We start from the raw sequence: 25,490 nt of genomic DNA, 5'->3' as shown, positions 1-25,490 counted from the left end.
GGCGTAGGCCACCGTGCCGTCGTCCAGCGTCACGGCGATGCGTGGGGTGCCATTGCTGGTATCCAGCTGCGCCGCTTCATCAAGCTGCACAGTGAAGTCCAGATTCTGCCCGGCCACATAAGTGCCGTTGCCCGGCACTTGCACGCTGGCCACACTGGGGGCGACGCGGTCGATGGTGTAGGTGGCGCCACTCAACCCGCCGACCACCGCATTGCCTGCCGCGTCAGCAATACCCGTACCACTGCTGTTCAGGTCCAGCCGCAGGCTGCCGCTACCGCTCAGGCCAGTTACCACAACGGTGTAGGTACGCCCGTCTACAGCCGTGACGCTGCTGATGCTGCCCGCAGCAGAGCCCGTGAGGAACAGGCTGAAATCGCTGACATCAACGCCTTTGACATCCTCGTCGAAGCTCACGGTGTAGCTGACCGAACCACTGTTGTTCGGGTTGGCATCGATACGCACGATGCTGCCAACGCTTGGCGCGGTCGTGTCGATCACCACGCCTGCCGTACTGCCCGCACCGTTGAGGGCGAGGTCCAGGGCGTTACCTGCCAGGTCAGTCAGGGTTTCACCGCGCAGATCGAGGCCGGCAAGCTCAATACCGTTGGCGTCGGTGTCGCCGGCTTGCACGACGTACTCGAACACCAGCGCCGCGCTACCGTTGCCGGACACATACGTGGCGTAACGCGTAATGCCCCCCACATCCAGCGCCAGGCGCGGGCCCATCGGGCCGAGCAGCAGCGCTTCGCTGGCATTGACGGTGAAGGCCAGTACATCGCCCACCTTGTAGCTGCCGGCGCCTGGCACGGTCACCGATTCGATCACGGGTGCCACGGCATCCACCAACACCCCCGTGGTGCTGGCGACGTTGTTCAACGCCAGGTTGACGTCATTGCCAACCGCGTCGCGCAGGGTAGCGCCATTGAGCTGGATGCTGCCGCCCAGTGTCACGCCGTTGGTGTCCAGCTGCGCATTGGCAACGGTCAGGCGGAACACCAATGCGTCAGTGCCAGCACCGGACAGGTAAGTGGCGTAGGCCACCGTACCATCGTCCAGTGTCACAGCGATGCGGGCAGTGCCGTTGCCGGTGTCAACCTGCACCGCTTCACTCAGGCTTACAGTGAAGTCCAGGTGCTGCCCGGCCGTATAGCGGCCGTTGGCTGGCACGCTGACACCGGTCACGCTCGGGACATCACGGTCGATACTGTAGCCCTCGCCGGCCAGGCCAGCGGCCACCCGGTTGCCTGCGGCATCGGCGATATCGGTGCCCGGTTTCAGGTCCAGGCGCACGCTGCCAGTGCCCACCAGGCCGCTAACGTTCACGGTGTAGGTCAGGCCATCGACAGTGGTAATGCTGCCGATGCTGCCGAAGGCGCTACCGCTGAACACCAGTTCGAAATCGCTGGCATCGACGTTGCCGACGCGCTCACTAAAGGCCACGGTGAAGCTGACCGAGCCACTGTTGCTTGGGCTGGCATCTACACGCGAGATGTTGGTGGCGGCTGGCGCGGTGGTGTCGATCAGGACGCCGGCAGTGCTGCCCACGCCATTGAGGACCATGTTCAGGTCGTTGCCAGCGAAGTCGGTCAGGGTTTCGCCGCGCAGATCGAGGCCGGCAAGCGCAATACCGTTGGCGTCGGTGTCGCCGGCTTGCACAACGTACTCGAACACCAGCGCCGCGCTACCGTTGCCGGATACATACGTGGCGTAACGCGTAATGCCCCCCACATCCAACGCCAGGCGCGGGGCCATCGGGCCGAGCAGCAGCGCTTCGCTGGCATTGACGGTGAAGGCCAGTACATCGCCCGCCTTGTAGCTGCCGGCGCCTGGCACGGTTACCGATTCGATCACGGGGGCCACGGCATCCACCAACACCCCCGTGGTGCTGGCGACGTTGTTCAACGCAAGGTTGACGTCATTGCCAACCGCGTCGCGCAGGGTAGCGCCATTGAGCTGGATGCTGCCGCCCAGGGTCACGCCGTTGGTGTCCAGCTGCCCATTGGCAACGGTCAGGCGGAACACCAATGCGTTAGTGCCGGCACCGGACAGGTAAGTGGCGTAGGCCACCGTACCATCGTCCAGTGTCACAGCGATGCGGGCAGTGCCGTTGCCGGTGTCAACCTGCACCGCTTCACTCAGGCTTACAGTGAAGTCCAGGTGCTGCCCGGCCGTATAGCGGCCGTTGGCTGGCACGCTGACACCGGTCACGCTCGGGACATCACGGTCGATACTGTAGCCCTCGCCCGCCAGGCCAGCGGCCACCCGGTTGCCTGCGGCATCGGCGATATCGGTGCCCGGTTTCAGGTCCAGGCGCACGCTGCCAGTGCCCACCAGGCCGCTGACGTTCACGGTGTAGGTCAGGCCATCGACAGTGGTAATGCTGCCGATGCTGCCGAAGGCGCTACCGCTGAACACCAGCTCGAAATCGCTGGCATCGACGTTGCCGACGCGCTCACTAAAGGCCACGGTGAAGCTGACCGAGCCACTGTTGCTTGGGCTGGTATCCACACGCGAGATGTTGGTGGCGGTAGGCACGGTGGTGTCGATCAGGACGCCGGCCGTGCTGCCCACGCCATTGAGGACCATGTTCAGGTCGTTGCCAGCGAAGTCGGTCAGGGTTTCGCCGCGCAGATCGAGGCCGGCAAGCGCAATGCCGTTGGCGTCGGTATCGCCGGCTTGCACGACGTACTCGAACACCAGCGCCGCGCTACCGTTGCCGGATACATACGTGGCGTAACGCGTAATGCCCCCCACATCCAACGCCAGGCGCGGGGCCATCGGGCCGAGCAGCAGCGCTTCGCTGGCATTGACGGTGAAGGCCAGCACGTCGCCCACCTTGTAGCTGCCGGCGCCTGGCACGGTTACCGATTCGATCACGGGGGCCACGGCATCCACCAACACCCCCGTAGTGCTGGCGACGTTGTTCAACGCAAGGTTGACGTCATTGCCAACCGCGTCGCGCAGGGTAGCGCCATTGAGCTGGATGCTGCCGCCCAGGGTCACGCCGTTGGTGTCCAGTTGCCCATTGGCAACGGTCATGCGGAACACCAGGGCACTGGTGCCGGCACCGGACAGGTAAGTAGCGTAGGCCACCGTGCCATCGTCCAGCGTAACGGCAATGCGTGGCGTACCGCCGCTGGTGTCCAGCAGTGCCGCTTCATCCAGCTGCACGGTGAAGTCCAGGCTCTGCCCCGCCACATAGGTACCGTTGCCCGGCACCGCGACGCTGACCACGCTCGGTGCGACGCGGTCGATGATGTAGGTGTCCCCACTCAAACCGCCGACCACGGCGTTGCCGGCACCATCGACGATGCCAGTGCCGCTGTTTTTCAGGTCCAGGCGCAGGCCGCCGATGCCATTCAGGCCGTTTACCAATACGGTATAGGTACGCCCATCCACCGCCGTGACGCTGCTGATACTGCCGCTGGCAGTGCCACTGGACACCAGGACAAAATCACTGAGGTCAACGCCGCTGACATTCTCGTCGAAGGTGACGGTATAGCTCACCGAGCTGCTATTGCTCGGGCTGGCATCCACACGCACGATGCTGCCAACCGTTGGCGCAGTGGTGTCGATCAACACCCCCGCCGTATCACCCACGCCATTGAGCGCCAGGTTGAGGTCGTTGCCGGCCAGGTCGGTGAGCGGCTCACCGCGCAGGTCGAGGGTGGCAAGGGTGATGCCGTTGGCCGCAGTATCGCCGGCCTGCACGGTGTAGTGGAACACCAGTGCCGCGCTGCCACTGCCGGACACGTACGTGGCATAACGGGTGACCCCGCCCACATCCAGTACCAGGCGTGGTGCCAGTGCACCGGTCTGCACTGCTTCGCTGGCATTGACGGTAAAGCTAAGCACATCGCCGGCCTTATAGCTGCCGGCCAGCGGCGGTGCAACGCTGACCACCGTAGGCACAATCCCGTCGACGTTGACATTGGCCGTGCTGGCCACGCTGTTCAGGGTTACCACGGTGTCATTGCCGGCGACATCGCGGATACTGCCGCCATTAAGCTGCACGGTGCTGCCCAGGGTCACACCGGTGCTGTCGAGCTGGCCGCTGGTGACGGTCAGGCGGAACACCAGGGCGCTGCCGCCGGAGCCGGAGACGTATTCGGCGTACGCGGTGCCGCCGGTGTCCAGTGTAATCGCGATGCGCGGCACGCCCGTGGTGCTGTCAACTGTCACGTTCTCGCTGAAGTTGACGGTGAAGTCCAGGTTCTGGCCGAGGATATACGTACCGTCGAAAGGCGCCTGTACGCTGGCCACCACTGGCACCACACCGTCGACCACGATATTGCTGCGCCCACCCAGCGAATCGGCGCTGCCCACGCTAGGCAGTGTAAGCACTGCCAGGTCGTTGCTGGCGTTGGCCAGCACCGCGCCGTTGAGCTGCAGGGCAGCCGTACTGTGGAAGTCCAGGTCGGCGCTGGTGTCGCCGGCCTGCACGGTGTACTTGAACACCAGAATACTGCTGCCCGACCCACTGATGTAAACCGCTTCGCGATCGATCAGGCCGGTTTCCAGCAGCAGGCTCGGGACGCCGCCGCTGGTGTCGGCGTTGACCACCTGATCGAACGCGACCTCGATGAGCACCTCGTCGCCGGCTTTCACCGTTCTGTCAAAACCAGAGGCTGAAACGCTGGTGACCTTCGGGTTAACCGGGATCACGTTGATCTGCACCGTGTCAGTATCCGTCAGCGCACTACCGGCGCCCGATTTCCCCAGGTCATTGGTCTGGATGATCAGGCTGGCTGCACCCAGGTAACCGTCGTTTGCCTTGAACGTAAGGCTCTGCAGCGCGGCGTTGAGGTTGGTCTGATTGCCAAGCAGGCGCACCCATGTGTCATTGACACCCGTGCCGTTCAACAAGGTCACACCGTTGAGAGAAGACAGCGAGATCGTACCGTTGACCGCGGACAAGGTCACCAGCATAGGGTCGCTGCCAGCATCCACATCACTGATCGAGATGGCATTGCCGTTGGCCGTATTGAACGCCAGCGGTACACCTTGCTGTGCAGTCTGCAGCGAGGGGATGCTGTTGACCGGTGCATCGTTTACGGCATCCACATTGATGGTGAGGGCCTTGCTGTCACTCAGGGCCGGGCCACCTGTATTGCCGTTGTCGTTGAGCGTTACCGTCAGGGTCACGGACTGGGTGTCGTCCTGGGCGGTGCGGTAGCTGAGGTTGTTGCTGGCGAGCAGTGCGTTGAGGTCCGCCAGGGTGCCGGTCAGGGTCAGCACACCGGTACCTGCGCCACCGACCATAACACCACTGGTTGCAGCCGCTGTCAGGGTGCCGCGAACCACCGAGAACGTGGCAGTGACGTTGCCATTACCAGCGTCCACATCGCTGAAACTGATGCCGGTGACGTAACCCGGTACGTCCTCGGTCACCGTGATGCTGGCCGGCACGGTGACCACCGGTGCATCGTTCACCGCAACCACCTGCAAGGTCATGCTGGTGGTCGCATCCGCAACGCTGTTGGTGTTGACGTTGATGGTGAGGGTGACATCGCCGCTGGCGTTGGCCGCCGGGGTGAATACCAGGCGATTGTTGGCAATGAACTGGTTGATGTTGGCCAATGAGCCGCTCAGGGTCATTGCCGTCGCCGTTCCCCCTACGGTCACGCCGTCGGCATCGGCCGCACTGAGGCCTCCGCTGGCAACCGACAGGGTGACGATGCCCAGGGTCGAATCCACATCGCTGAAGCTGATCTGGCTGAGTGCAGTGGGTGTGTCTTCGCTGATCTGCTGGGATGCTGCGGCGCTGATGACCGGGGCATCGTCTACGGCGGTAATGGTGATATCGCGGGTAACGGCGGCTGACGAAACATTGCCGCCATCGGTGAGGATGAACTCCACCGTGCGGGTGGTTGTATTCGGGGTTTCCGATGCATTGCTGTAGGTGACCGCTCGCAATGCTGCCTGGAACTGAGCAGTGGTGGCCTGGTTGCCGGCTGACGTCAGGGTGAGTATGCCGGTACCAACGCTCCAGCTGCCGACGATGTTGCCCATCGAAACCCCGTCATTGACGAAGCTCAACGTGTCCTGTGCGCTGTAGTAGGTAAGCAGGCGCGCCGTGGCCTGGTTCGGGTTGGGGCCATCCGCGTCGGACACGGTCAGAGCCCCGTCCACGACGATGGGGGTGGAAGGAACGTTGTTGCCCTCAGTCCAGGCCGCGGGGGTGCCGGTTACGGTCAGTACCGGTGCATCGTTGACCGCAGTGACGACTACGCTGGCGACATCGGTGCCTGTGGAATAGGCCGACGCGCCACCAGACACACTGACATTGACCTTGGTGCCTTGCAAACCCGCATCGCTGGTCTGGTCCCAGGCCTTGTAGGTGATGGTGGCCGTTTCACCGTGGATGCCGTCCGGCACAAAGCGTACCCGGTTCTGGGCGGTGAGAATCAGGGCTGAGCTGGTAGTCACGGCACCTACGTCGCTCCAGGTGCTGCCAGCATCGAGGCTGTACTGCCACTTGCCATAGGTGGCAGTCAGGTCGGTGATCGCCATACCTTGGGCTGGCGCGGCATCGACGTCAGTCACGCCGCCCAGCAGCGCGAGCACGGTGCTGCCGCCGTTGTCGACCGAGGTATCGGTCAGCCCACCCAGGGTTGGCGAAACCGGCGTCATCACCGGTGCGTCGTTCAGCGAGCTGACGGGCTGGTTGGCCACGCCAGTGCCTGTAGAGAAGGCTGTGGTACCGCCATTGCTGGTGGTATCGGCGGTGCCGCGCACACCATTGACCGATGCAGCCCCGGTGGTCTGGTCCCAGCCACGGAAGCCGAAGCTGGCCGTCTCGCCATTGGCGCCATCCGGCACGTAGCGCACGTAGGTGGTGGACGCCAGCAGCAACGCGCTGGAACTGGCAACCGTACCAAAGTTGGTCCAGGTGGCGTTGTCGGTGGAGAACTGCCAGGTGCCGTTGCCAGCGGTGGCATACACGGCGATACCCCTCAGGGCGCCGACGTCCGGGTCGATCAGGGTGTAGTTGGCCAACAGAGTCGATACCCGCAGGCCGTTGCTGACGGTGTCTTCGTTGATGGCCGGTAGGCTGTAGGGCCCGCCAACAAGAACCGGCGCATCGTTCACGCCAACCACCGTGACCGTGCTGAAGACACCCACGGCGGCGGTGGGGACACCGCCGTTGGCCGACCCGCCGTCGTCGCTCACGGTGCTCAGGGTAACCACGCGGTTAGCGGTGTTCGGGCTTTCGCTGTCGTTGCGGTACGCCATGGTGTTGAGGATGGTCTGGGCCGTGGCAGTGTCCAGGCCTGCGCTGGAGCTGAGGGTGACGCTGGCGGTGCCACTGATGACAGATATCGTAACCACTAGGCCGTTGTTGTTGGTGACCACGGAGGTGCCGTTGACCAGGGTCACGTCACTGCCGTCGATCACCAGTTTCTCGGCCGCGCCATTGGCCACGTTGCTGACGGTAAAGGTCATCTGGGCCACTTTCTGGCCAGGCTCGACCGTGTTGATGGTCGCGCCGCTGAACAGTTGCACCGCAGGGGTATTCTCGGTGTAGGTCGGGTTGGTGCCCGTGACGTTGACCAACGGTGCATCATTGACCGCAACCACATCGACTACCACCGTGGACACACTGCTGCTTCCGCCTGCGCCGTCATCCATGCTGATCGACACGGTGCGCTGGGTGGTCGATGGGTCTGAGCCATTGGAGTTGCGATAGGCCAGGTTCTGCACCAGCGCAGCCACGGTCGTGGCATTGGCATTGCTGGTGAAGGTGACCACCAAGGGGTTGCCGTTGCTACCGCCGGTGAAGGTGCCAATGACCAGGCCGTTGTACATGATCGACGCACCGGACAAGACGACCTGGTTGGCACCGGCCACCTGGTCGCGAATGAACAACACGTCCTGGCCATCGACTCGGCCGGTGGTGACCTGCACAGTCAGCTTGCCACCGTTGAAGTTGGACGAATCGGCATCGCTCACCGTCGCGTTACCGCCGGCGTCGAGCAGCACGTAGGGGCTGTCCTCGATGTAGGTGACGGCGTCGCCATTGAGGTTGCCGATTACCGGCGGCTGTACAGAGGCAGTGGTGAAGTTCAATGCCGAATTGTTGGTGATTCCCTTGAATGTCTTACCGTCGGCATTGACGAACGCTTTACTGTCGATGCGGATCGCGTAGGCGGTGCCCTGGTCCAGGTCACTCGGCGGGTCGATGGTCCATGTGGTGCCTGAGCCGGTGACCGAAGCGCTGCCGGCCTGGATGGTCTGCACCACGGCACCATCGCTCAGGCGGATGATGGAAATGGTGCCGCTTCCTGGGGTTACGCTCTGGCTGAAGGTAAGCGTAATGTTGGCACCTGGCTGCACGTTCAGGCTGTTGTCGGCCGGGGTTGCACTCACCAACCTGGGCAGGCTTCCGCCCTGGAAATAGACCATGGCGCTGCTGGCACCCACGCTGCCGATCACGTCGATGTCGCCGTCACCATCGAAGTCGCCGATGCGTACGTTCTGGAAACCCATGTTGGGCAGGCTGGACACCCCGAAAGGGGAATTGATCAGGTCGACCGTAGTGAAGGTGCCATCAGCGTTCTGGCTGGAATACTTCCAGGCACCGTTGTCGCCGACTTGATACAGAATGTCGGCATCGCCATCGCCATCGAAGTCGCCAACAACGGTTCGGGCGGCCAGAGGCACTGTTGGCAACCCGGCGGTGGAGGCTTGGGAGAATGACGTGCCATTGTTGCGATAAAGGAAACCGGTGGTGGTGTTGGTGAACGCGAGGACGTCGATATCGCCATCCCCGTCGAAGTCCACAGCACGGTAATTGTACGTAGTGATGGCGACCAGGCTTACACCTGCAAACGGGCTGGCGCTCTGGTCCATCGTCGTGAACGTGCCATCGCCGTTGTTCTGCGCGTAACGCCAGACGTTGGCGGATGCGGGTGTGTAGAGAATGTCGGCTGCACCATCGCCATTGAAATCGCCCACCACCAACCGTACGCCAAGTGTGGCATCCGTCAGGCCGCCGGCCACTTCGCGGGTGTACTTGCCACTGGCACTGTCATAGCGGTACAGGTAGGCCGGGCCGTTGTTGGTGGTGACCGCAAGCAGGTCGGTATCACCATCCTTGTCGAAGTCGGCGGCGTAGTAGTTGCTGCCGTTGCCTGATGCGTCAATCAGCGTGACGTTGGAAAAGGGCGAGTTGGTCGCATCGCTGGCGGCGTAGTAGCTGAATGCACCACTGCTGCTGCCCAACGCGATCTGCCAAGTGGTGCCGTTGGTGCCGGGCTGGAACAGAATGTCGCTGATGCCGTCGTTGTTGAAGTCGCCTACCACATAGCGGGCCAGTGCATTGGTCGGCAGGGTCGGGCCGGAACCGGTGGTATAGCTGACAGCGAGCAGGCTCTCGTAGCCCCCCAGCTCGCTACCCAGGGCCACCGTTTCGATCGCCCCGCTGGCGCGCTCCAGGCTCCAGTTGCCGCCCAGGGTGGCGGCCCCCGTGTCGTCGGTGGAGGCCGCGACGTCGGCACCTGTGATGGCAGCCAGGTTTTCGACAAAGGCTTCGCCCTTGCCATCTTCACCGACCTTGCAGCCGTACAGCAGCAGGTCGCCGTCTGCCTTCAGCGCGGCACCGATGCTCTGCAGTTCGCTTGCGTGCCCCGCAAGGTTGCCACTGTTGAGCCAGACGTTGCCCATCTGCACGGCACCCTCGGCCCCGTGAGACAGCAGGTGAATGGCGTCCAGCCCTTCACGGCCCTTGAGGTAGTCGGCCATCTGCAGCAGGCCGTCTTTCTCCGGGTCGAGAATGACCACCTCAGGCTTGCCGGACAACCCGGTAAGCAACTGTTCGATATTGCTGACGTTACCGTCGATGAACACCACTTCCTGGCGCTGGCTGCCGGGGGCCGCGCTGGGCGTCGACGGCGCAGCACCGGCGTTGTCCGTAGGGGTGCTGTCCTTGGCTGCCTCGGCAGCCGTCTGCGCGGTGGCGTCCTGGGCGACCACGCCCACCGAAGCATCGAACATGATCCGCGGCTCAAGCGCCATCAACAGTGGCGCGGCAGCAGCTTCGGCCATGGGCGGCTGCGAGACGGGTTTACGCGAGAAACGTTCGATGAACTTCATGTTGCACCTCCTGGTGCCCACCACGTCGCAACCGCTGCGCCGTGACCGTTAAAAGTGGCAGTACCCCATGGGGTACTGCCGGTACTTGCGGACTTCGGCAGGCCTGGAGGCACATGCCGGTCAGCGGGTTGATGCCGGTCAATTACGCGAAGGGTAGATGCCCGTCAACGCGATGATGAACGAGACAGCCAGGCACGGGTTGCGTACAGAAAGAGGCGCCGAAGCACCACTTTGCCCAATTGCCTGCGTGGCCAACTGCGTGTCCATTGGCGTGGCCGCATTACCGGCCTGCCCATAGATGTTCAGCGGGGTGCCCGCACTGTCGGTGGCCGCTGCCAGAATCGCCGTGGAACTCGGGGCGTTGCCAACGGCCTCCTGATTGCTCGCGCCCAGCTGGTGGGTGTGCAGAGGCAGGTTGTTGTTGGTCAAGGTCACAGTTTGCGCACCGCCTCCCTGCCCGGCTGAGAAAGCAGCGGCTATACCCGGCGCCTGGCCCTGCCCAATTGGCGATACGCCACCGAAGTGCGGCAAACCTATAGTCTGGGGGAGCGTACCGCCGTACAGGTTGCCGATCACTGCCGCCAGGGCCTGGTTCTGCTGTAACGGCAGTAACTGGCCCTGACAGAGGGCATAACCCCTGGGCACGTAGTTACCGGCAAACATTTTGATTTCCGCAATAAATGGCTCACTCATCGAACACGTCCTTTGCTGCGTAATGGGGAGAAGCCTCAAGCCTGCATCACGGCAGGGTCACGGCTTGATCGGAAATTCACCTGTCAGCGCGATAATGAAGCTGATGGTCATGTAGGGGTTGCGCAGCGAAATCGGCGAGCTACCCCCAACCACACTCACCGCCTGCGGGTACAGGGAGGTATTGATCGGCGTCTTGGGGTCGTTGGCGCTGCCATAGATGTTCGCCGGCGTGCCGGCCGCATCTTCGGCTGCTGCCAGAAAAGCGGTAGGCGACGGAATGTTGGTTACACCCACCGCCTGCGTCCCCTGCACGGGGTGGGTGTGGGCCGGCATGTTAGTGCTCATCAGTTGCACCGTTTCCTTGCCACCCGACTCAGCCCAGCTGTACGCATCGCAGCCGGGGGCCTGGCCCTGACCTATCGGCGTGACACCACCGAGGTTCGGCAGGCCAAAGGTGGTACGCCCATCACCACCGTAGGTAGGGCCCACGATAGCGGCCAACGCCTGGTTCTGGCTGACCGCCATGACCTGGCCCATACACTGGGCGTAACCGTAGGGTGCATAGTTGCCGGCGAACATCTTGATCTCGCCGATGAAAGGGTCACTCATCGAACACTTCCTTTGTTTGCGCGTAGTTGAACAGATGCAGTAACGGCCTCTATGGGCCCGTAGTGCCGGCTTTTAGGGGTGAGGTGGGTATTCCCCTGAGACGCAAATGATGAACGACAGGGCCAGGTACGGGTTGCGAATGTCGAGCGGCGCACTGCCGCCGGTCACCGACAGCGATTGCGGCGCCAGGGTGGTATTCAGTGGCGTGCTGGCATTGCCTGTGTCGCCATAAATATTGACGGGCGAGCCCGCCGCATCCGTGACCGCAGCCAAATAGGTCGATGGCCCCGGTACGTTGGTGACGCCCTGCTGGCTGGTTGCACCCAGCGTGTGGGTGTGCGCGGGCATGTTGCTGGCGAGCACGGTGACGGTCTCGGCCCCGTCAACCTGGCCCAACACGTAGGAGGTTGTCACTGTGGGCGCCTTCCCCAGGCCAACCGGCATGCGCCCGCCAAAGTGCGGCAGCGCGAAATCGCTGACCCCATTACCACCGTAGGTGGCGCCGAGAATTGAAAACAGCGCTGTGTACTGCGAGATAGGCAGCACCTGGCCCTGGCACATCATCCAGCCAACCGGCGCATAATTGCCCGCAAACATCCGAATCTCACCAATGTATGCATCACTCATTCGAACAAGTCCTTTGTTGCTGGGGTTGGGAATCTTTCGATCAACGCTTGAGGTGCTTGGCGCCGGATGGCCCGTCAGGCAGCGTGGCGCAGGCGATGAATCACCGCTTCAAGCGCGTGGCGGCCATCAGGTTCGGGCTGGGTCGGCGTCATCAGCAGCACCCATTCCTGCGCCTGGACGGCAGGGCCGCGAAGGCGGAACACTGCTTGAGGCAAGACCACGCCCTGCGGCAGCGCGAAGATGGCCGCATAGCATTCGTAGTCTGCGTTCATCGCGACGCCCACGCGCAAGGCCACACGCTCGACCTGCACATACTGCCCAGGCGCTACCTGGAGGGCGAAACCCTCGGCGGGTGCGCCCTCCAGCTCGGCGTAGCTGGGCATCTTGTAATCGATCACATCGCTCATGAGGGCATCCTGCTTGGGTGAGCCGGGGCTTCGCGCCGCATGCGCAGGTAAACCCCAGCTTGGTTGATGACTTCGAATCCGAAGCGCTGATAAAGCTGCTGCGCCGGGTTGTAGGGTTCCACAGACAACTCGACGGGCAGTTGCAGGTTGTCGGCGCGGTGCAACATGTTTTCGAGCAGGGCGGTACCGATCCCGCGCCGCTGGTAGGCTGGCAGCAGGGCAATATCGATCAGTACGGCGCAGGTGACGCCGAAGCGCATGTAAAGGCGGCCGACAGGCTCGCCAGCCCGTTCGACGATATAAAACTCAGCATCGGTAAAGTGCTGTTGGTAATAGGTGTGCTGCGCGTTGAACTGCATGTGCAGAAACCGCTCGATCTGCTCTGCAGGCCAGCCGCTATGGGACATTTCACCCGCGCGGCTGGTGGCGTAAAGATGTTCGATGAATTGCATGTCGCCCGTTTCCAGGGCACGCAGAGCCACAGCGCACTTGGACATCAAAGCAAACTTCCCTGTCATGGGTAACTGTGTAAATCGACGGCTGGCGTGAACACGGTCACCGTCAACAGTGTGGCTATATGCCATTATCGTATAGCAGATTGTCTTACAATCCAGCTATCAAAATCCACTTTCCCTCACGCCGATTGCAGCGATCTTTCGCCACGCTGCCACGATCAGCGACTCCGCCCTGCCCTGCAGCACCACAACGCCACGCAACGGGTGTGCAAACTGCTCGGATGCAGGCTTGCCCAGCATGAATTGGGCGCCATATTGCGCCTGCAATGGCTGCGCCCTCTTCTCTTCGTCCTGGCGTGTTGCGATGCGCCCTTGGTGGTCTGAGATCAGGGCTTGCTCATCAATATAGGCCACGCCGTTGGTGTCTACCGCGTCCAGGGTGACGGGTAGCGAAGTGCGCAGGATGTCGTCGGCAATGAACTGCCCCGCCATGCCCGTCGTCACCCGCCAGAGGTCCGCCTCGGCTACATACCCACGCACGCGCTGGCCTGCCTCGATCACCTGTGCCAGCGGTAGCTCACTGCCAACCCAGCGCCCCGGCGCAAGGTTGTCGGCCATGTCGCGCACCGTACCGGTGTAGGGCGCACGGATCATCAAGCGCTGGCGTTGAGCGGCCAGGCCTCGGTACTCGGCCACGGCCTCAGCCAGGCGCTGTTCGAGGATGCCAGTGTCGGCCGCGGTTTGGCTGCGACCGGACTGGCGCCGCAGCTGCAACTGAAGTATCTCGATCTCGCGCCGGCCAATGGCCATGCGGGCCTCCAGATCAGGCGACACCAAGGCCACCAGAACCTGATCGGCCTGTACCGCCTGCCCATCCTTTACCAACACCTCGTGCACCTGCGCCGCAGTGGGCGCATGCAAGGCGCTCACACGCGAGGCTTGGAGCATCGCCGGCACCTCGACCCCACTGCGCCACGGCACCAGCAGCAGCGCCAGCAGCAGCACCAGGCTGCTGCCGAGCATCAGCACCTTGCGCGGCTGGGCCTTGGCCCGGTGCTGCCACCAGTGCTTGCACTCGTTCCATACCGGCAACCCGATGAACCACACCAACTCGACCATCATCAGGAAAATGCCGAGCACCTTGAAGAACAGGTGATACACCGCCAGGGCAATGCCGAAGAACAGAACGGCGCGCCACAGCCAGGACGCGTAGCTCCAGCACAGCAGGCGACGGCGCAGGGCTGGCGACCAGCGTTCGGGCATCGGCTCGCCATAGCCAAACAGCTTTTCCCGCAATTGCCAGCGCCCCAGGGCGAACGCACGGCCCTGCAGGTTGTCGACGCCCCACAGGTCACTGAGCAGGAAATACCCGTCGAAGCGCATCAACGGGTTGATGTTGATCGCCAGTGTGGTCAGCCAGGTGGCGCTGGCCAGCATGAAGGCTGCGGTGCGCCCTGCCCCGTCCGGCAACAACGACCAGGCCAGCAGTGCGATGCAGGCCAGCACCAGCTCGGCCAGCACGCCGCCGGCACCGATCAACAGGCGCGTGCGGCGGTCTTGCACACGCCAGGCATCGCTGACATCGGTGTACAGCATGGGCAGCAGCACCATGAACGCCACGCCCATGCTCGGTACCCGGCAACCGGCGCGCTTGGCCATGTAGGCGTGGCCGAATTCGTGGCACAGCTTGGCAAAACCCAGGGCGACACCAAACGCGACCATACCGCCAAGGCTGAGCAGGTGCGGAAAGGTAGCCAGAAAACGCTCCCAGTCACGCATCACCAGAAACAGCCCGAGCAGCAGCACGGTGGGCAAGCCGTAACGCAGCAGGTACGGCCCATGACGCTCCAGCCACGGCCAGGTGCGGTTAAGGAAGGCATCCGGGCGCCACAGCGGTATGCGGAAAAACAGGTATTTGTGCAGGACCTGCGTCCAGATACCCTGGCGCTGCGCCGCTGCCTTGGCCGCATAGCTGGCCCGTTGCTCGGCATCCACGGCGCTGACCAGGTCGTGCCCGCGCAAAAAACGCAGCAGCTCTTCCATGGCCTGCCCGGTCAATGGGGCGCCTGGTTCGGCATTGGCCGCGCTCAACACGCGCTGTGGGTCGCCCAGTGCCCAGTGGCGCAACAGGCGCATGGCCGGGGCACCCAGCTTGAAATAGCGGCCACGCAGGGGGTCGGCCAGGGTCCATTGCGGGGCACCGTCAAGGCCCGGGGCGCCTGGCGACAGTTGCAGGTCTGGCCGCAGCGCCGGCAAGTTCACAGGCCCACCGCCTGGCGCAGGGCTGCCAGTGGCCGGCGCAGCACGTAAAGGGCCAGCGGGGCACGGGCACCGAATACCTTGGCGGTGCCGCGCAAGCCTATGCGCGGTGGTGCTTGCTCGAAGCCTGCATCCAGCCGATAGGCCAACTGCCCGGCTGGGGTGGTTTGCGCCTGGTAGGCGGCACGTTCCAGCACGCCGCGGTGCCGGTTCAGTGGGTCACTGTCGAGAAACAACGCCACTTCAGCGCCCTTCTCCAGGCCGATGGCATCCGCCACCGGCAGTTCGATACGCAGCTCGGCCTGGGCCGGGTTGGCGATCTCCATCAGCCGTTCACCGGTACGCATGGGTTTGCCGACCCAGCGCTGGGCATCGGCAAACACTGCGATGCCGTCGCGCTCGGCGCGTACCTGGCTGCGGGCCAGCAGGTCGCGGGCGTAGTCACGCTCAGCGCGTTTTTGCTCGACCCGTGCGGCCAGCAAGTCGATACGGGCGCTGGAGTCGGCATCGGAGAATGCGCGCTGGGTATTGGCCTTGAGTTCCGCCTCGGCCACACCCAGGGTGCGCTGCGCCACATCGGCCTGGGCCTTGAGGCTGGTGGCATCGAAGCGCACCAGCACGTCACCGGTTTTAACCGGCTGGTTGGGCTTGACCAGAAACTCTGCGACCACCCCATCCAACGGTGCAGCAACCACCTGGCCATTGCGCGGCACAACCTCTGCCGGGGCCAGTACCGACTGGCGTACCGGAATCAACAGCACCAGCAGCAGTGCTGCCGCCACTGCCCAGCGGGCACGGGCCGGCCAACGCAGGCGCCAGGGTTTGCCCGGTTGCAGCGCGCGCCAGGCATGGCTATAGCAGTCACCCAGTTGTGCAAGCAGCACCTGCTCGGCCTCGCTCCAGGAGGTGTCGCGGGCCAGCCACAGGCCACCAAATACCTGGCCATCGCGGCCCTTGAGCGGCAGCCAGAAGGCATGGGGCGCCGACAGTGCCAGCCAGTCTTCCTGGCTGGCACTGTCGGCGCTGTCCAGCGCCACCACGCCCGGCAGCGCGAAGCGGTCCCCGCCAGCCAGGCGCCCAGCCATACGTTCGATGAACACCACAAAGGGCGCATTCGGCTCGACCACGCTGATGCCGGTAAGCGCACGCACCTTGCCCGCGATCAACAGCGCGCCGTGGCGGTAGCCGAACAGTGGCTGGCTGTCGTTGACCATGCTGAAGGCCAGCACCTCGGTGGACATCGCCGCCCGGGCCTGGCGCTCCAGCTTCAGGTAGTGCGCCAGCAGCTGTTCCAGCGGGCCGGGCACGGGCGCGTTCATTGCGGCTCCGCGAAACGTGCGGTACCGCTCATGCCTGCCAGCAGGCCGGGGGTATTGGCCGGCAGGTTGCCAATCAGCAGAAGGGTCTGGCTGCCTTCGTCGATGCGCGCGCCAAGGCGCTTGACCACGGCGTCGATCGGCTTGCCGGTCTCATCGGGCACGAAGGTAAAGGTTTGGTCGGGTTTGAGCTTGCCCAGCCAGCGCGATGGCACCAGCAGGTGGATTTCCAGCGAACGGTTGTCGACGATTTCCAGCAGTGGCGCACCACTGGCCACGCTTTCGTGGGCCTGCACACGGCGCTGCACCACCTGCCCATCGTAGGGCGCCTTCACCTGGCAGCGTTGCACCTGCACCTGGTACACCTGGGCTTCAGCCTGGGCCTGGGCCTGACGCGCCTCGGCCAAGGACACCTCGAAACGGCCGACGGAATTGAGCGCCGCCAGTTGCTGCTTGTTGCGCAGTTCTTCGCGGGCGGCACGTACCGAAGCAGCCGATGCGTTGGCCTGGGCCTGGAACGCACTGCAGTCGAAACGCACCAGCACGTCGCCCTTCTTGAACGACTGGCCCTCGGCAAAGGGGATGTCCGTTACCCGGCCTGGCAGCTCGCTGGCCAGCACCGCCTGGGACCGTGCCCGCAGCACACCGCGCACCTCGCTGCCACTGCTGGCTGCGGCGCCATCGAGCAAGGGGTCGCTTTCAGTGGCAGCCTGCGCCATGCCACTGACCAACGCCAACGCCGCCCACCACACTGCGTGCTTCATTGCGCCACATCCCTGTAAAAAAGCTTGATTGTTCGAATAGGTATATCGGCCGCCTGGGCAAGCACCTTAGCGGCCGTTGGTCGGCAGCCAGGGTCGCAAATCACGCGCACCGCCAGGGGCAATACGGGCAACAGCCAGTGCAGTAATCACAGAGACTTCGGGGTAACGATCACGCTGAAAGTGGCGCGATGCTATCAGTGTTTTTGGTGGGCCGGAAGTGGGCCGATGATCGATTTTTTGAACTTTTTCGAAGGGCAGCGTAAAGGCCTTTTCTAAGTTGCAGGGCCGCTGCAGTTGCGCGGCGCCCAATACCCAAGACGCAGTTGCATTTTGTGCGCTGCGTCACGTTCCGACGCAACTAGCACATCCGTACTATTTCCACCCCCTACCCCCCTCCCGATACTCCCCCTGTTAATCGTCGCACACAGGAACGCCAGCGCCTTCAGGGCCGGCGGCCACGCCAGTGGCATCTAATGGAGTATCTGGAGTCGCTATGAACCCCCTATTCAGACTATCCCCGCTCACCTTGGCGATCACCCTCGCCGTGTTGCCGGACGCACACGCCGCAGACTATATCCTCAACAGTGGGCAGGACACCTTCAGCAGTGACCGCGCCTATGACGGCACCGTCTCGCTGCGGCCCGGCGACGGTGTGCCTGCCAGCCTGACCATCAACAATGGCGCCGAACTCACCAGCAAAGGCGGCCGCATCGGTGGCACTTTCACGAACGACCAAGCCAGCATCGCCATGGCGACGGTCACAGTCCAAGGGCCGGGCACTCGCTGGACGGTCCCACGCACCACTGCCGTATTGGGCAACACCATCGTGGTTGGTGGCGCAGGCCAAGGCACGCTGAACGTGCTGGATGGCGGGCAGGTGTCTGTGCGTGACCTTCAGCTCAGCGACAACGGCAATGCGGGCAATGGCCTATCCCGGGCAAACCTGGTGGTGAGCGGTCAAGGCTCGAAGGTGGATACGGTACAAGTCAGTTCTGGGGGGGTGTTCCTGTACGACTCGCGCATCACCCTCAAAGAGGGCGGGCAACTGGCCAGCGAACGCGTAGCCATCAACTCCATCAGCGATTTGTCGGGCGCTGGAACCCGCTGGGACAACACCGGCACCTTCCGCAACCGCAACGACCTGAGCTTGAGCAGCGGCGCCGTGCTGACCAGCGATTCGATGACCCTGGGCTCGGCCAACACCAGCCGCAACACCCTGGTCAGCGTAGCGGGTGAAGGCACACGCCTGGCCACCCGCGCCATGACCTTGGGCACCACCACGTCGAGCACCATCCTGGTGTTGGCCGACGGGGCGGAGTTAAGCAGCACTGACGGTATCGACATCAGTGAATTGACCAGTATCAACAGTGCCGCACGCGGCACCCTCGCCATCGGCGGTGCCGTGGTGCGTGACGACAGCCGCACCGACATCGATGCGATCACCGCTGGCCCCGCCAAGGCTGCAGGTCGTGTGGATCCGCAAACCGCCATACGCTTTGGCGCTGGCAGTGGTTCACTGGCGTTCAACCACACCGACAACAACCTGCAGTTCGCCAACAGCATCAGCGGCGCTGGCCGGGTGTATGCGTTCAGCGGCGACACCACCCTGAGCGGCGACCTGACCGGGTTGTCGGGCAGCACCGTGGTGCGCGGCGGGCGCCTGGTGCTGGCCGGCGACGTGGACCAGACCAACCCGCGGGGCACCTCGCTGCTGAGTGTGGGCAACGGCACGCTGGTGGTGAACGGCACCGTGGGCCACACCGACACCGCAGGCAATTACAGCAATCGCGCCCAGGTGCTGGACGGTGGTGTACTGGCGGGTACCGGCCAGGTGGGCGCTACCCAGGTGGCCTCGGGCGGTACCCTGTCGCCGGGCGAAGGCGCGCTGGGCACCTTGTCGATCAAGGGTGACCTGGACATGGCCGCCGGCTCGCGCTACGCCGCCGACATCGCCGGCAACGGCGGCTCCGACCGCGTGAACGTCAGCGGCGCCGCCACCCTGCGTGGCACCCGCGTCGATGTCACCACGCTGAACGAGGCGCAAAGCTACCAGACCGGGCAAACCTACACCCTGCTGGCGGCCCAAGGCGGCGTGAAAGACGGCGCAGCGGCTGGCACCGCTTATGCCCAGGCCTTTACCAACTCGGCATTCCTGAACGTAAGCCTGCAGCGCACCGCCAACGAGCTGAACCTGACCATTGCGCAGAAAACCACCACGCCACCGGTTGAACCGCCCGTGGAGCCGCCGGTTGAGCCACCTGTCGAGCCGCCTGTACAGCCACCCGTGGAGCCGCCTGTGCAACCCCCGGTAGAGCCACCCGTTGAGCCCCCGGTACAGCCGCCTGTTCAACCCCCGGTAGAACCGCCGGTGCAGCCACCCGTGCAGCCACCTGTCGAGCCACCGGTTCAGCCGCCGGTCGAACCACCGGTCCAGCCACCTGTGCAGCCGCCGGTCGAACCACCGGTCCAGCCACCTGTGCAGCCCCCGGTCCAGCCGCCAGAAGCCGGCACCCCTGGCATCTTCCAGACCGTGGCACTCACCCAGAACCAGTGGAACACCGCAGGCGCGCTGAGCGTGCTGGAACAAAGCGGCGAACCGCTGCGCCTGTACAACAACCTGCTGGTGCTGGACGCCGCCAGCGCCCGCAACGCCATCGACCAGTTGTCTGGCGACTACCACAGCAGCACCGGTACCGCGCTGATCGCTAACAGCCAAGTGGTCTCCGGCGTGCTGGGCACCCGCCTGCGCGGCCTGCTGGACAGCAACACCGTGCGCATGCCGTTGGGGGCGTCGAACCTGATGCCCACTACCCCGGAAGCACAGGGTGGTGCATGGGCGCAAACCTTCGGTAACTGGTCGAAGCTGGACGGCAACAACGGCTCCAGCGGCCTGCACCAGAGAACCGGCGGTGTGCTGGTTGGCGCAGACGGCAGCATCACCCAGGACTGGCGCGCCGGCGTGTACGGCGGCTACAGCCGCTCCAAGTTCGATGCCGACGACCGCGACGCCAAGGGCCACAGCGACAACTACCACCTGGGCCTGTACACCGGCGCCCAGTTCGATGCCCTGCGCCTGAGCGCAGACGTGGGCTACACCTGGCACAAGCTGGACAGCACGCGCAACGTGGCCTTTGCCGGCTTCAACGACCACTTGAAGGGCAAGCGCGACGCCAACACCCTGCAGGCCAGTGGCGAGGCGGCCTACCGCATCGGCCTGGGCGCAGTGGCGCTGGAGCCGTTCGTGGGCGTGTCGTACGTGAAGTACGATGCTGACAGCTTCCGCGAAAAAGGCGGTGCCGCGGCCCTGAAGGTGTCCAGCGAGAAACAGGACACTTGGTTCTCGACCGTGGGCATGCGTGCCTCTACCCACACCCGCGTGGCCAACCACGATACCCAGCTGTTCGGCTCGCTGGGCTGGCGCCGGGCCTATGGTGACCTGGACCCACGCAACGAACAGGCGTTTGCCGGTGGCCCTGACTTCGCTGTGCAAGGCATTGCGCAAACGCGCAACGTGGCACTGACCGAAGTGGGGGCCAAGGTGCAGCTGAACCGGCAGACCGAGGTTGGGCTGTCGTATCAGGGGCAGTTTGGGTCGGACACGCGGTTCCATTCGGTGAATGCGGGGGTTACGGTTAGGTTCTGAGGCCGGTGAGCCTTGGTATTCGGGGGCCGCTTGGCGGCCCCCAATCCTCAATACAAGCTCAGTCCCGATACCCCGGCGCTACCCGGTCCAGCATCCTTACCATTGCCTTCCACGCCAACGCCCCCGCATCGTGGTCGGTCAACTGCCCCTCCATCACCGGCCGCCCAGGGTCATTGAACTGCCGTTCGGTGTGCACGCACACCTCATGGGCCGGCAAAACCAGCTTGCCACTGGCCATGGCGGTTACCTGGATCTCGCAGGCCTTCTCCAGGTAATACATGCGCATGAACGCCTCCCCCACCGTGCGCCCAACCGTCAGCAGGCCATGGTTACGCATAATCATCACCGGCTGCTGACCCAGGTCGGCCACCAGGCGCTGCTGTTCATCCAGGTTCAGTGCCACCCCTTCATAATCGTGGTAGGCCACCTTCCCATAAAACTCCATCGACATCTGGTTCACCGGCAGCAACCCGCATTCCAGCGCCGCCACTGCGCACCCGGCGCGGGTGTGGGTGTGCAACACGCACTGGGCGTCTTCCCGTGCCCCATGGATGGCGCTATGGATCACGAAACCGGCCGGGTTGACCGGGTATTGCGAAGGCTCGACGGCATTACCCTGCAGGTCGATCTTCACCAGGCTCGACGCGGTGATTTCCTCGTACAGCAACCCGTACGGGTTGATCAGGAAGTGGTGCTCCGGCCCCGGCACCCGCACCGAGATATGGTTGAAGATCAGGTCGGTCATGCGCAGGTGCGCGATCAACCGGTAGCAGGCGGCCAGTTCTTCGCGCAGCTCACGTTCATGCTTCATGTTCTTGCAGCCTCCCAGGCCATTGAAGTGGGGGCAGCGGTTACTTGCTGGCCCAGGCGTTGAACCGCTCTTCCAGCTCGTCACCATGGTCTACCCAGAACGCCACGTCCATCGACAGCGCGCCCTGCAGGTTCTGCCTGGAGGTGGGCACCCACTGGGCCAGGCCCGGGTCGAGTGCAGCGGCAGCCTGGGTGTTGGTAGGCCCATAGGGGATCTGCTGCACGTAACGCACCTGCACCTCGGGCTGGTTGGCGTAGGCAATCAGCCGCTTGGCCTGCGCCACATGCTTGGAGCCCTTGATGATCGCCCAATAGTCCATGCCGTACAGGCTGCCCGGCCAGACCACCGCCAACGGCGCCCCGGCCTGCGCTGCGGCGGCAATGCGCCCGCTGTAGGTCGAGGTCATTACCACGTCCCCTGCGGTGAGCCACTGCGCCGGCTGGGCGCCCGCCTCCCACCACTGGATATAAGGCTTCAGTTCGCTGAGCTTGGCGAAGGCCCGGTCTACCCCCTGCGGGGTCGCCAGCACCTTGTAGACGTCCTCCACCTTGACCCCGTCGGCCATCAGTGCGAACTCCAGGTTGTACACCGCACGCTTACGCAGGCCGCGCTTGCCCGGGTACGTCTTCACGTCCCAGAAGTCAGCCCACGAGGTGGGCGCCTTGGCCAGCTTGTTGCGGTCGTAGGCAATGGCCACGCTCCACACCAGCGCCGCCGAGCCACAGGCCTGCGCGGCCTCGGGGATCAACTGGTCGGCGTGGCCGAGCTTGGCCCAGTCCAGCTGTTCGTACATGCCTTCATCGCAGCCGCGCATCAGGTCGGGGCCCTCGATCTGCACCACGTCCCAATCCACATGGCCGGTGTCGACCATTACCTTGATGCGGGCCATTTCCCCGTTGTACTCACTCTGGATCAGCTTGCTGTTGTCCTGCGCACTGAACGGCTGGAACACCGCCACATCCTGGGCTTTCTGGCCGGCACCACCGTAACCGACCACCACCATGTCCGGTGCAGCCTGGGCAGTGGCCATGCCAAGGCACAGCAGCAACGCGCCAAGGCCGGGCTTTTGTGCAAACGCTTTCATCGGTGAACCCTCTTTTTGTTTTTGTGGGTGATTGAAAACTAGTCCCGCAATAGTAAAAAAACAAGTTGATTTTTTACTATGGGTACATTTTCATTGAAGAATAAAAACAAAGTCGGAGCTCAACACCATGGCCACCTTCCCGCACCTGTTCCAGCCGCTGCAGATCCGTGGCAAGCGCCTTAAAAACCGCATCATGTCCAGCGGCCACGACACTTCGATGCCCACCGACAACCTGGTGAACGACCGCCTTGTCGCCTACCACAAGGCTCGCGCCGAGGGTGGCGTCGGGCTGATCGTGCTGCAGGTGGCCGGCGTGCACGACAGCGCGCGCTACACCTCCCATGTGCTGATGGCCACCGATGACAGCTGCATCGAGGGCTACCGCCGGCTGGCCGAGGTGTGCCATGCCGAGGGCACCGTGGTGCTGTCGCAGGTGTTCCACCCCGGGCGCGAGATCATGGAGTCCGCCGACGGCCTGCTCGCTGTTGCTTACTCGGCCTCCGCCGTGCCCAACGAGCGCTTCCGGGTGATGCCACGGGCGCTGGACCAGGCCATGATCGACGAGATCGTCGCCGGTTACGCCGCCGCCGCACGCCGCCTGCACCAGGCCGGTATCGATGGCGTCGAGGTGGTGGCCAGCCACGGCTACTTGCCGGCGCAGTTCCTCAACCCGCGGGTGAACCGCCGCAGCGACGGCTACAACGGTACGCTGGAGCAGCGCCTGCGCTTTTTGCGCGAAGTGCTGGCGGCCGTGCGCGATGCCACCGACGAGCAGTTCATCATCGGCCTGCGCATCAGCGCCGATGAACGCGATGCCGAAGGCCTTACGGAAGATGAATCGCTTACAGCCGTGGGGGCCCTGCAAGGCAGCCTCGATTACGTGCACATCGTGGCGGGCACCTCAGCGTCGCTCGGCGGTGCCGTTCATATTGTGCCGCCGATGGCCATCGAGGCAGCCTACCTGGCCCGCGAGGCAGAAACCTTCAAGTCGCGCCTGAACATTCCGCTGTTCGTGACCGGCCGCATCAACCAGCCCCAGGAAGCCGAGTTGATTCTGGCGCGCGGCCAGGCCGACGTGTGCGGCATGACCCGCGCGCTGATCTGCGACCCGCTGATGCCAAACAAGGCCGACAGCGGCCGGGCTGAAGACGTGCGCGCCTGCATCGCCTGCAACCAGGCATGCATCGGGCACTTTCACCGCGGCCTGCCAATTTCCTGCATCCAGCACCCGGAAACCGGGCGCGAACAGCAATACGGCCAGTTGCCCCAAGCCGCCACGCGCAAACGCGTCATGGTGGTGGGCGGGGGCCCGGCCGGCATGAAAGCCGCTGCCGTGGCTGCGGCGCGGGGGCACCAGGTAACGCTGTACGAGGCCAGTGCCCAGCTGGGCGGCCAAGTACTGCTGGCCCAGTTGCTACCGCGCCGCGCAGAATTTGGCGGTGCCAGCACCAACCTGCAGCGGGAGATGCAACTGGCCAGTGTCGAGGTGGTGCGCAACACCCGGGTAGACCGGGCACTGGTCGAGCGTGTACGCCCGGACGCCGTGGTTGTCGCCACCGGTGCCGAGCCCTATTGGCCGCACTTCGAGCGCGCCGGCGAACTGCAAGTGGTGGACGCCTGGCAGCTGTTGCGTGACCAGGTAAAGCCCGGCCCCTCGGTGCTGGTGATGGACTGGCGTTGCGACTGGATTGGCCCAGGCATTGCCGAACGGCTGGTGCGCGCCGGCCATCAGGTGCAACTGGCGGTAAACGGCACCCACTGCGGCGAGAGCCTGCCCCTGTACGTGCGTGACCAGCTGGCCGGCGAGCTGCACAAGCTGGCAATCCCCATCACCCCCTATGCCCGGCTGTACGGCTGCGACGACAACACCGTCTACCTGCAGCACACCGCCAGCGGCGAAGCGATGCTGTTCGAACACATCGACACCCTGGTGCTGTGCATGGGCCACCAGCCGGTCGATACCCTGGCCGAGCAGATCCGCGACCTGGCACCTGTCTACCGCATCGGCGACTGCCTGGCCCCGCGCACGGCTGAAGAGGCGATCCATGAAGGTTTGAAAGTCGCCGCCGCCTTGTGAGCCTGTTTATACTCCGAGGCTTTGCAGGGTCGATCGGACATCGCCATGAGTCGCCACATCAGCAAAGCGCCACAGGCCGAGGACGGCGCCAGCGCGCCGCAGTTTCTGGGTACGCGCATCCGCGGCCTGCGCAAGCGCCGCGGCATGACCCTGGCCGAGCTGGCCGCACAAAGCGAGCTCACAGCTGGCTACATCAGCCAGCTGGAGCGCAACCTGTCGTACCCGTCCATCCCGGCGCTGTTCAACATCGCCCGCAGCCTGGGCGTGACCATCCAGTGGTTTTTCGCAAGCGAAGCGGTCACTGCGCCCGAGGATGAAGGCTACGTGGTGCGCAAGCACAGCCGGCTGAGCGTGTATTACGAAGACGGCATCGTCGACCAGTTGCTCACCCCCCAGCCCAACCGCGAGCTGGAGATGCTGCACTCACGCTTCCCGCCGGGCACCTACAGCCAGACCAGCTACAGCCATGAAGGCGAAGAAGCCGGTTACCTGCTCAGCGGCCAGTTCGAGTTGTGGGTGGGCGAGCGGCATTTTGTGCTGGAAGAAGGCGACAGTTTCAGCTTCTCCAGCCAGCAGCCGCACCGCTATGGCAACCCTGGTGAAGCTGACGCTATTGTGATCTGGGTGATTACACCGCCGACCTTCTAACG

13 protein-coding genes and 2 pseudogenes are annotated in these 25,490 nt (G+C 64.0%); 3 read left to right on the top strand and 12 right to left on the bottom strand.

Features of this window, described 5'->3' with window-relative positions; all coding sequences use genetic code 11:
• The 10 genes and pseudogenes from IAE38_RS19690 to IAE38_RS19650 all read right to left on the bottom strand — a co-directional run.
• On the bottom strand, nt 1–10,095 hold a 10,095-nt coding region (locus IAE38_RS19690; protein ID WP_201218841.1), incomplete at its 3' end, for a DUF4347 domain-containing protein.
• A 138-nt stretch (nt 10,096–10,233) separates the two neighbouring features.
• Nucleotides 10,234–10,788: a phage tail protein gene (locus tag IAE38_RS19685; protein WP_201163144.1), complete on the bottom strand. Its 555-nt coding sequence runs from the start codon at nt 10,786–10,788 to the stop codon at nt 10,234–10,236.
• 57 nt (nt 10,789–10,845) lie between these two features.
• Entirely contained in the window at nt 10,846–11,397 is a 552-nt protein-coding gene (locus IAE38_RS19680; RefSeq protein WP_201163143.1) for a phage tail protein, read from the bottom strand.
• A gap of 72 nt (nt 11,398–11,469) precedes the next feature.
• Nucleotides 11,470–12,024, bottom strand: a complete 555-nt coding sequence (locus tag IAE38_RS19675; RefSeq protein ID WP_201218839.1) for a phage tail protein — start codon at nt 12,022–12,024, stop codon at nt 11,470–11,472.
• 74 nt (nt 12,025–12,098) lie between these two features.
• Nucleotides 12,099–12,431 (bottom strand): DUF6916 family protein, encoded by a 333-nt coding sequence (locus tag IAE38_RS19670; protein WP_201163141.1) that lies wholly within the window; start codon nt 12,429–12,431, stop codon nt 12,099–12,101.
• Complete coding sequence (locus IAE38_RS19665; protein WP_201163150.1) at nt 12,428–12,928, bottom strand: GNAT family N-acetyltransferase; 501 nt, start codon at nt 12,926–12,928, stop codon at nt 12,428–12,430. The genes IAE38_RS19670 and IAE38_RS19665 overlap by 4 nt, the downstream gene beginning before the upstream one ends.
• A 120-nt stretch (nt 12,929–13,048) precedes the next feature.
• On the bottom strand, nt 13,049–15,148 hold the full coding sequence (locus IAE38_RS19660) for an HlyD family efflux transporter periplasmic adaptor subunit (RefSeq protein ID WP_201218837.1): 2,100 nt from the start codon (nt 15,146–15,148) through the stop codon (nt 13,049–13,051).
• Nucleotides 15,145–16,152, bottom strand: a pseudogene (locus IAE38_RS19655) (efflux RND transporter periplasmic adaptor subunit); the annotation flags it as partial. The pseudogene IAE38_RS19655 and the gene IAE38_RS19660, both read right to left, overlap by 4 nt.
• A gap of 80 nt (nt 16,153–16,232) precedes the next feature.
• A pseudogene (locus tag IAE38_RS24380) lies at nt 16,233–16,464 on the bottom strand (HlyD family secretion protein); the annotation flags it as partial.
• Nucleotides 16,461–17,225 (bottom strand): efflux RND transporter periplasmic adaptor subunit, encoded by a 765-nt coding sequence (locus tag IAE38_RS19650; RefSeq protein WP_201163138.1) that lies wholly within the window; start codon nt 17,223–17,225, stop codon nt 16,461–16,463. The pseudogene IAE38_RS24380 and the gene IAE38_RS19650, both read right to left, overlap by 4 nt.
• A gap of 493 nt (nt 17,226–17,718) precedes the next feature.
• Here IAE38_RS19650 and IAE38_RS19645 point away from each other — a divergent pair, with 493 nt between their 5' ends.
• Nucleotides 17,719–20,868 (top strand): autotransporter outer membrane beta-barrel domain-containing protein, encoded by a 3,150-nt coding sequence (locus IAE38_RS19645; protein ID WP_201218833.1) that lies wholly within the window; start codon nt 17,719–17,721, stop codon nt 20,866–20,868.
• Between the two features lie 58 nt (nt 20,869–20,926).
• Here the strand turns inward: IAE38_RS19645 and IAE38_RS19640 are convergent, their stop codons facing one another.
• Together IAE38_RS19640 and IAE38_RS19635 are read right to left on the bottom strand one after the other, a co-directional pair.
• A complete protein-coding gene (locus IAE38_RS19640; protein ID WP_042141719.1) occupies nt 20,927–21,679 on the bottom strand; it encodes a class II aldolase/adducin family protein in 753 nt (250 codons plus the stop codon).
• Between the two features lie 40 nt (nt 21,680–21,719).
• Nucleotides 21,720–22,763 carry an ABC transporter substrate-binding protein gene (locus IAE38_RS19635; RefSeq protein ID WP_201213778.1) on the bottom strand — a complete coding sequence of 348 codons (1,044 nt, stop codon included), beginning with the start codon at nt 22,761–22,763 and terminating at the stop codon, nt 21,720–21,722.
• A 127-nt stretch (nt 22,764–22,890) separates the two neighbouring features.
• Between IAE38_RS19635 and IAE38_RS19630 the strand changes: the two genes are divergently transcribed.
• Nucleotides 22,891–24,840 carry an oxidoreductase gene (locus IAE38_RS19630; RefSeq protein ID WP_201218827.1) on the top strand — a complete coding sequence of 650 codons (1,950 nt, stop codon included), beginning with the start codon at nt 22,891–22,893 and terminating at the stop codon, nt 24,838–24,840.
• Nucleotides 24,841–24,885: 45 nt separating this feature from the next.
• On the top strand, nt 24,886–25,488 hold the full coding sequence (locus IAE38_RS19625) for a cupin domain-containing protein (protein ID WP_201218826.1): 603 nt from the start codon (nt 24,886–24,888) through the stop codon (nt 25,486–25,488).
• Nucleotides 25,489–25,490 lie beyond the last annotated feature (2 nt).

Source organism: Pseudomonas sp. S32, from assembly GCF_016648095.1.
Taxonomy (GTDB): Bacteria; Pseudomonadota; Gammaproteobacteria; order Pseudomonadales; family Pseudomonadaceae; genus Aquipseudomonas; species Aquipseudomonas parafulva.
The sequence above is the reverse complement of the archived record's forward strand: the minus strand, read 5'-3'. Positions and strand labels throughout refer to the sequence as shown.

What these genes read in the sequence shown, in the direction of transcription:
- IAE38_RS19685 (WP_201163144.1), bottom strand. Translation starts at nt 10,788, where the DNA reads ATGAGTGAGCCATTTATTGCGGAAATCAAAATGTTTGCCGGTAACTAC.
- IAE38_RS19680 (WP_201163143.1), bottom strand. Translation starts at nt 11,397, where the DNA reads ATGAGTGACCCTTTCATCGGCGAGATCAAGATGTTCGCCGGCAACTAT.
- IAE38_RS19675 (WP_201218839.1), bottom strand. Translation starts at nt 12,024, where the DNA reads ATGAGTGATGCATACATTGGTGAGATTCGGATGTTTGCGGGCAATTAT.
- IAE38_RS19670 (WP_201163141.1), bottom strand. Translation starts at nt 12,431, where the DNA reads ATGAGCGATGTGATCGATTACAAGATGCCCAGCTACGCCGAGCTGGAG.
- IAE38_RS19665 (WP_201163150.1), bottom strand. Translation starts at nt 12,928, where the DNA reads ATGTCCAAGTGCGCTGTGGCTCTGCGTGCCCTGGAAACGGGCGACATG.
- IAE38_RS19650 (WP_201163138.1), bottom strand. Translation starts at nt 17,225, where the DNA reads ATGAAGCACGCAGTGTGGTGGGCGGCGTTGGCGTTGGTCAGTGGCATG.
- IAE38_RS19645 (WP_201218833.1), top strand. Translation starts at nt 17,719, where the DNA reads ATGAACCCCCTATTCAGACTATCCCCGCTCACCTTGGCGATCACCCTC.
- IAE38_RS19640 (WP_042141719.1), bottom strand. Translation starts at nt 21,679, where the DNA reads ATGAAGCATGAACGTGAGCTGCGCGAAGAACTGGCCGCCTGCTACCGG.
- IAE38_RS19635 (WP_201213778.1), bottom strand. Translation starts at nt 22,763, where the DNA reads ATGAAAGCGTTTGCACAAAAGCCCGGCCTTGGCGCGTTGCTGCTGTGC.
- IAE38_RS19630 (WP_201218827.1), top strand. Translation starts at nt 22,891, where the DNA reads ATGGCCACCTTCCCGCACCTGTTCCAGCCGCTGCAGATCCGTGGCAAG.
- IAE38_RS19625 (WP_201218826.1), top strand. Translation starts at nt 24,886, where the DNA reads ATGAGTCGCCACATCAGCAAAGCGCCACAGGCCGAGGACGGCGCCAGC.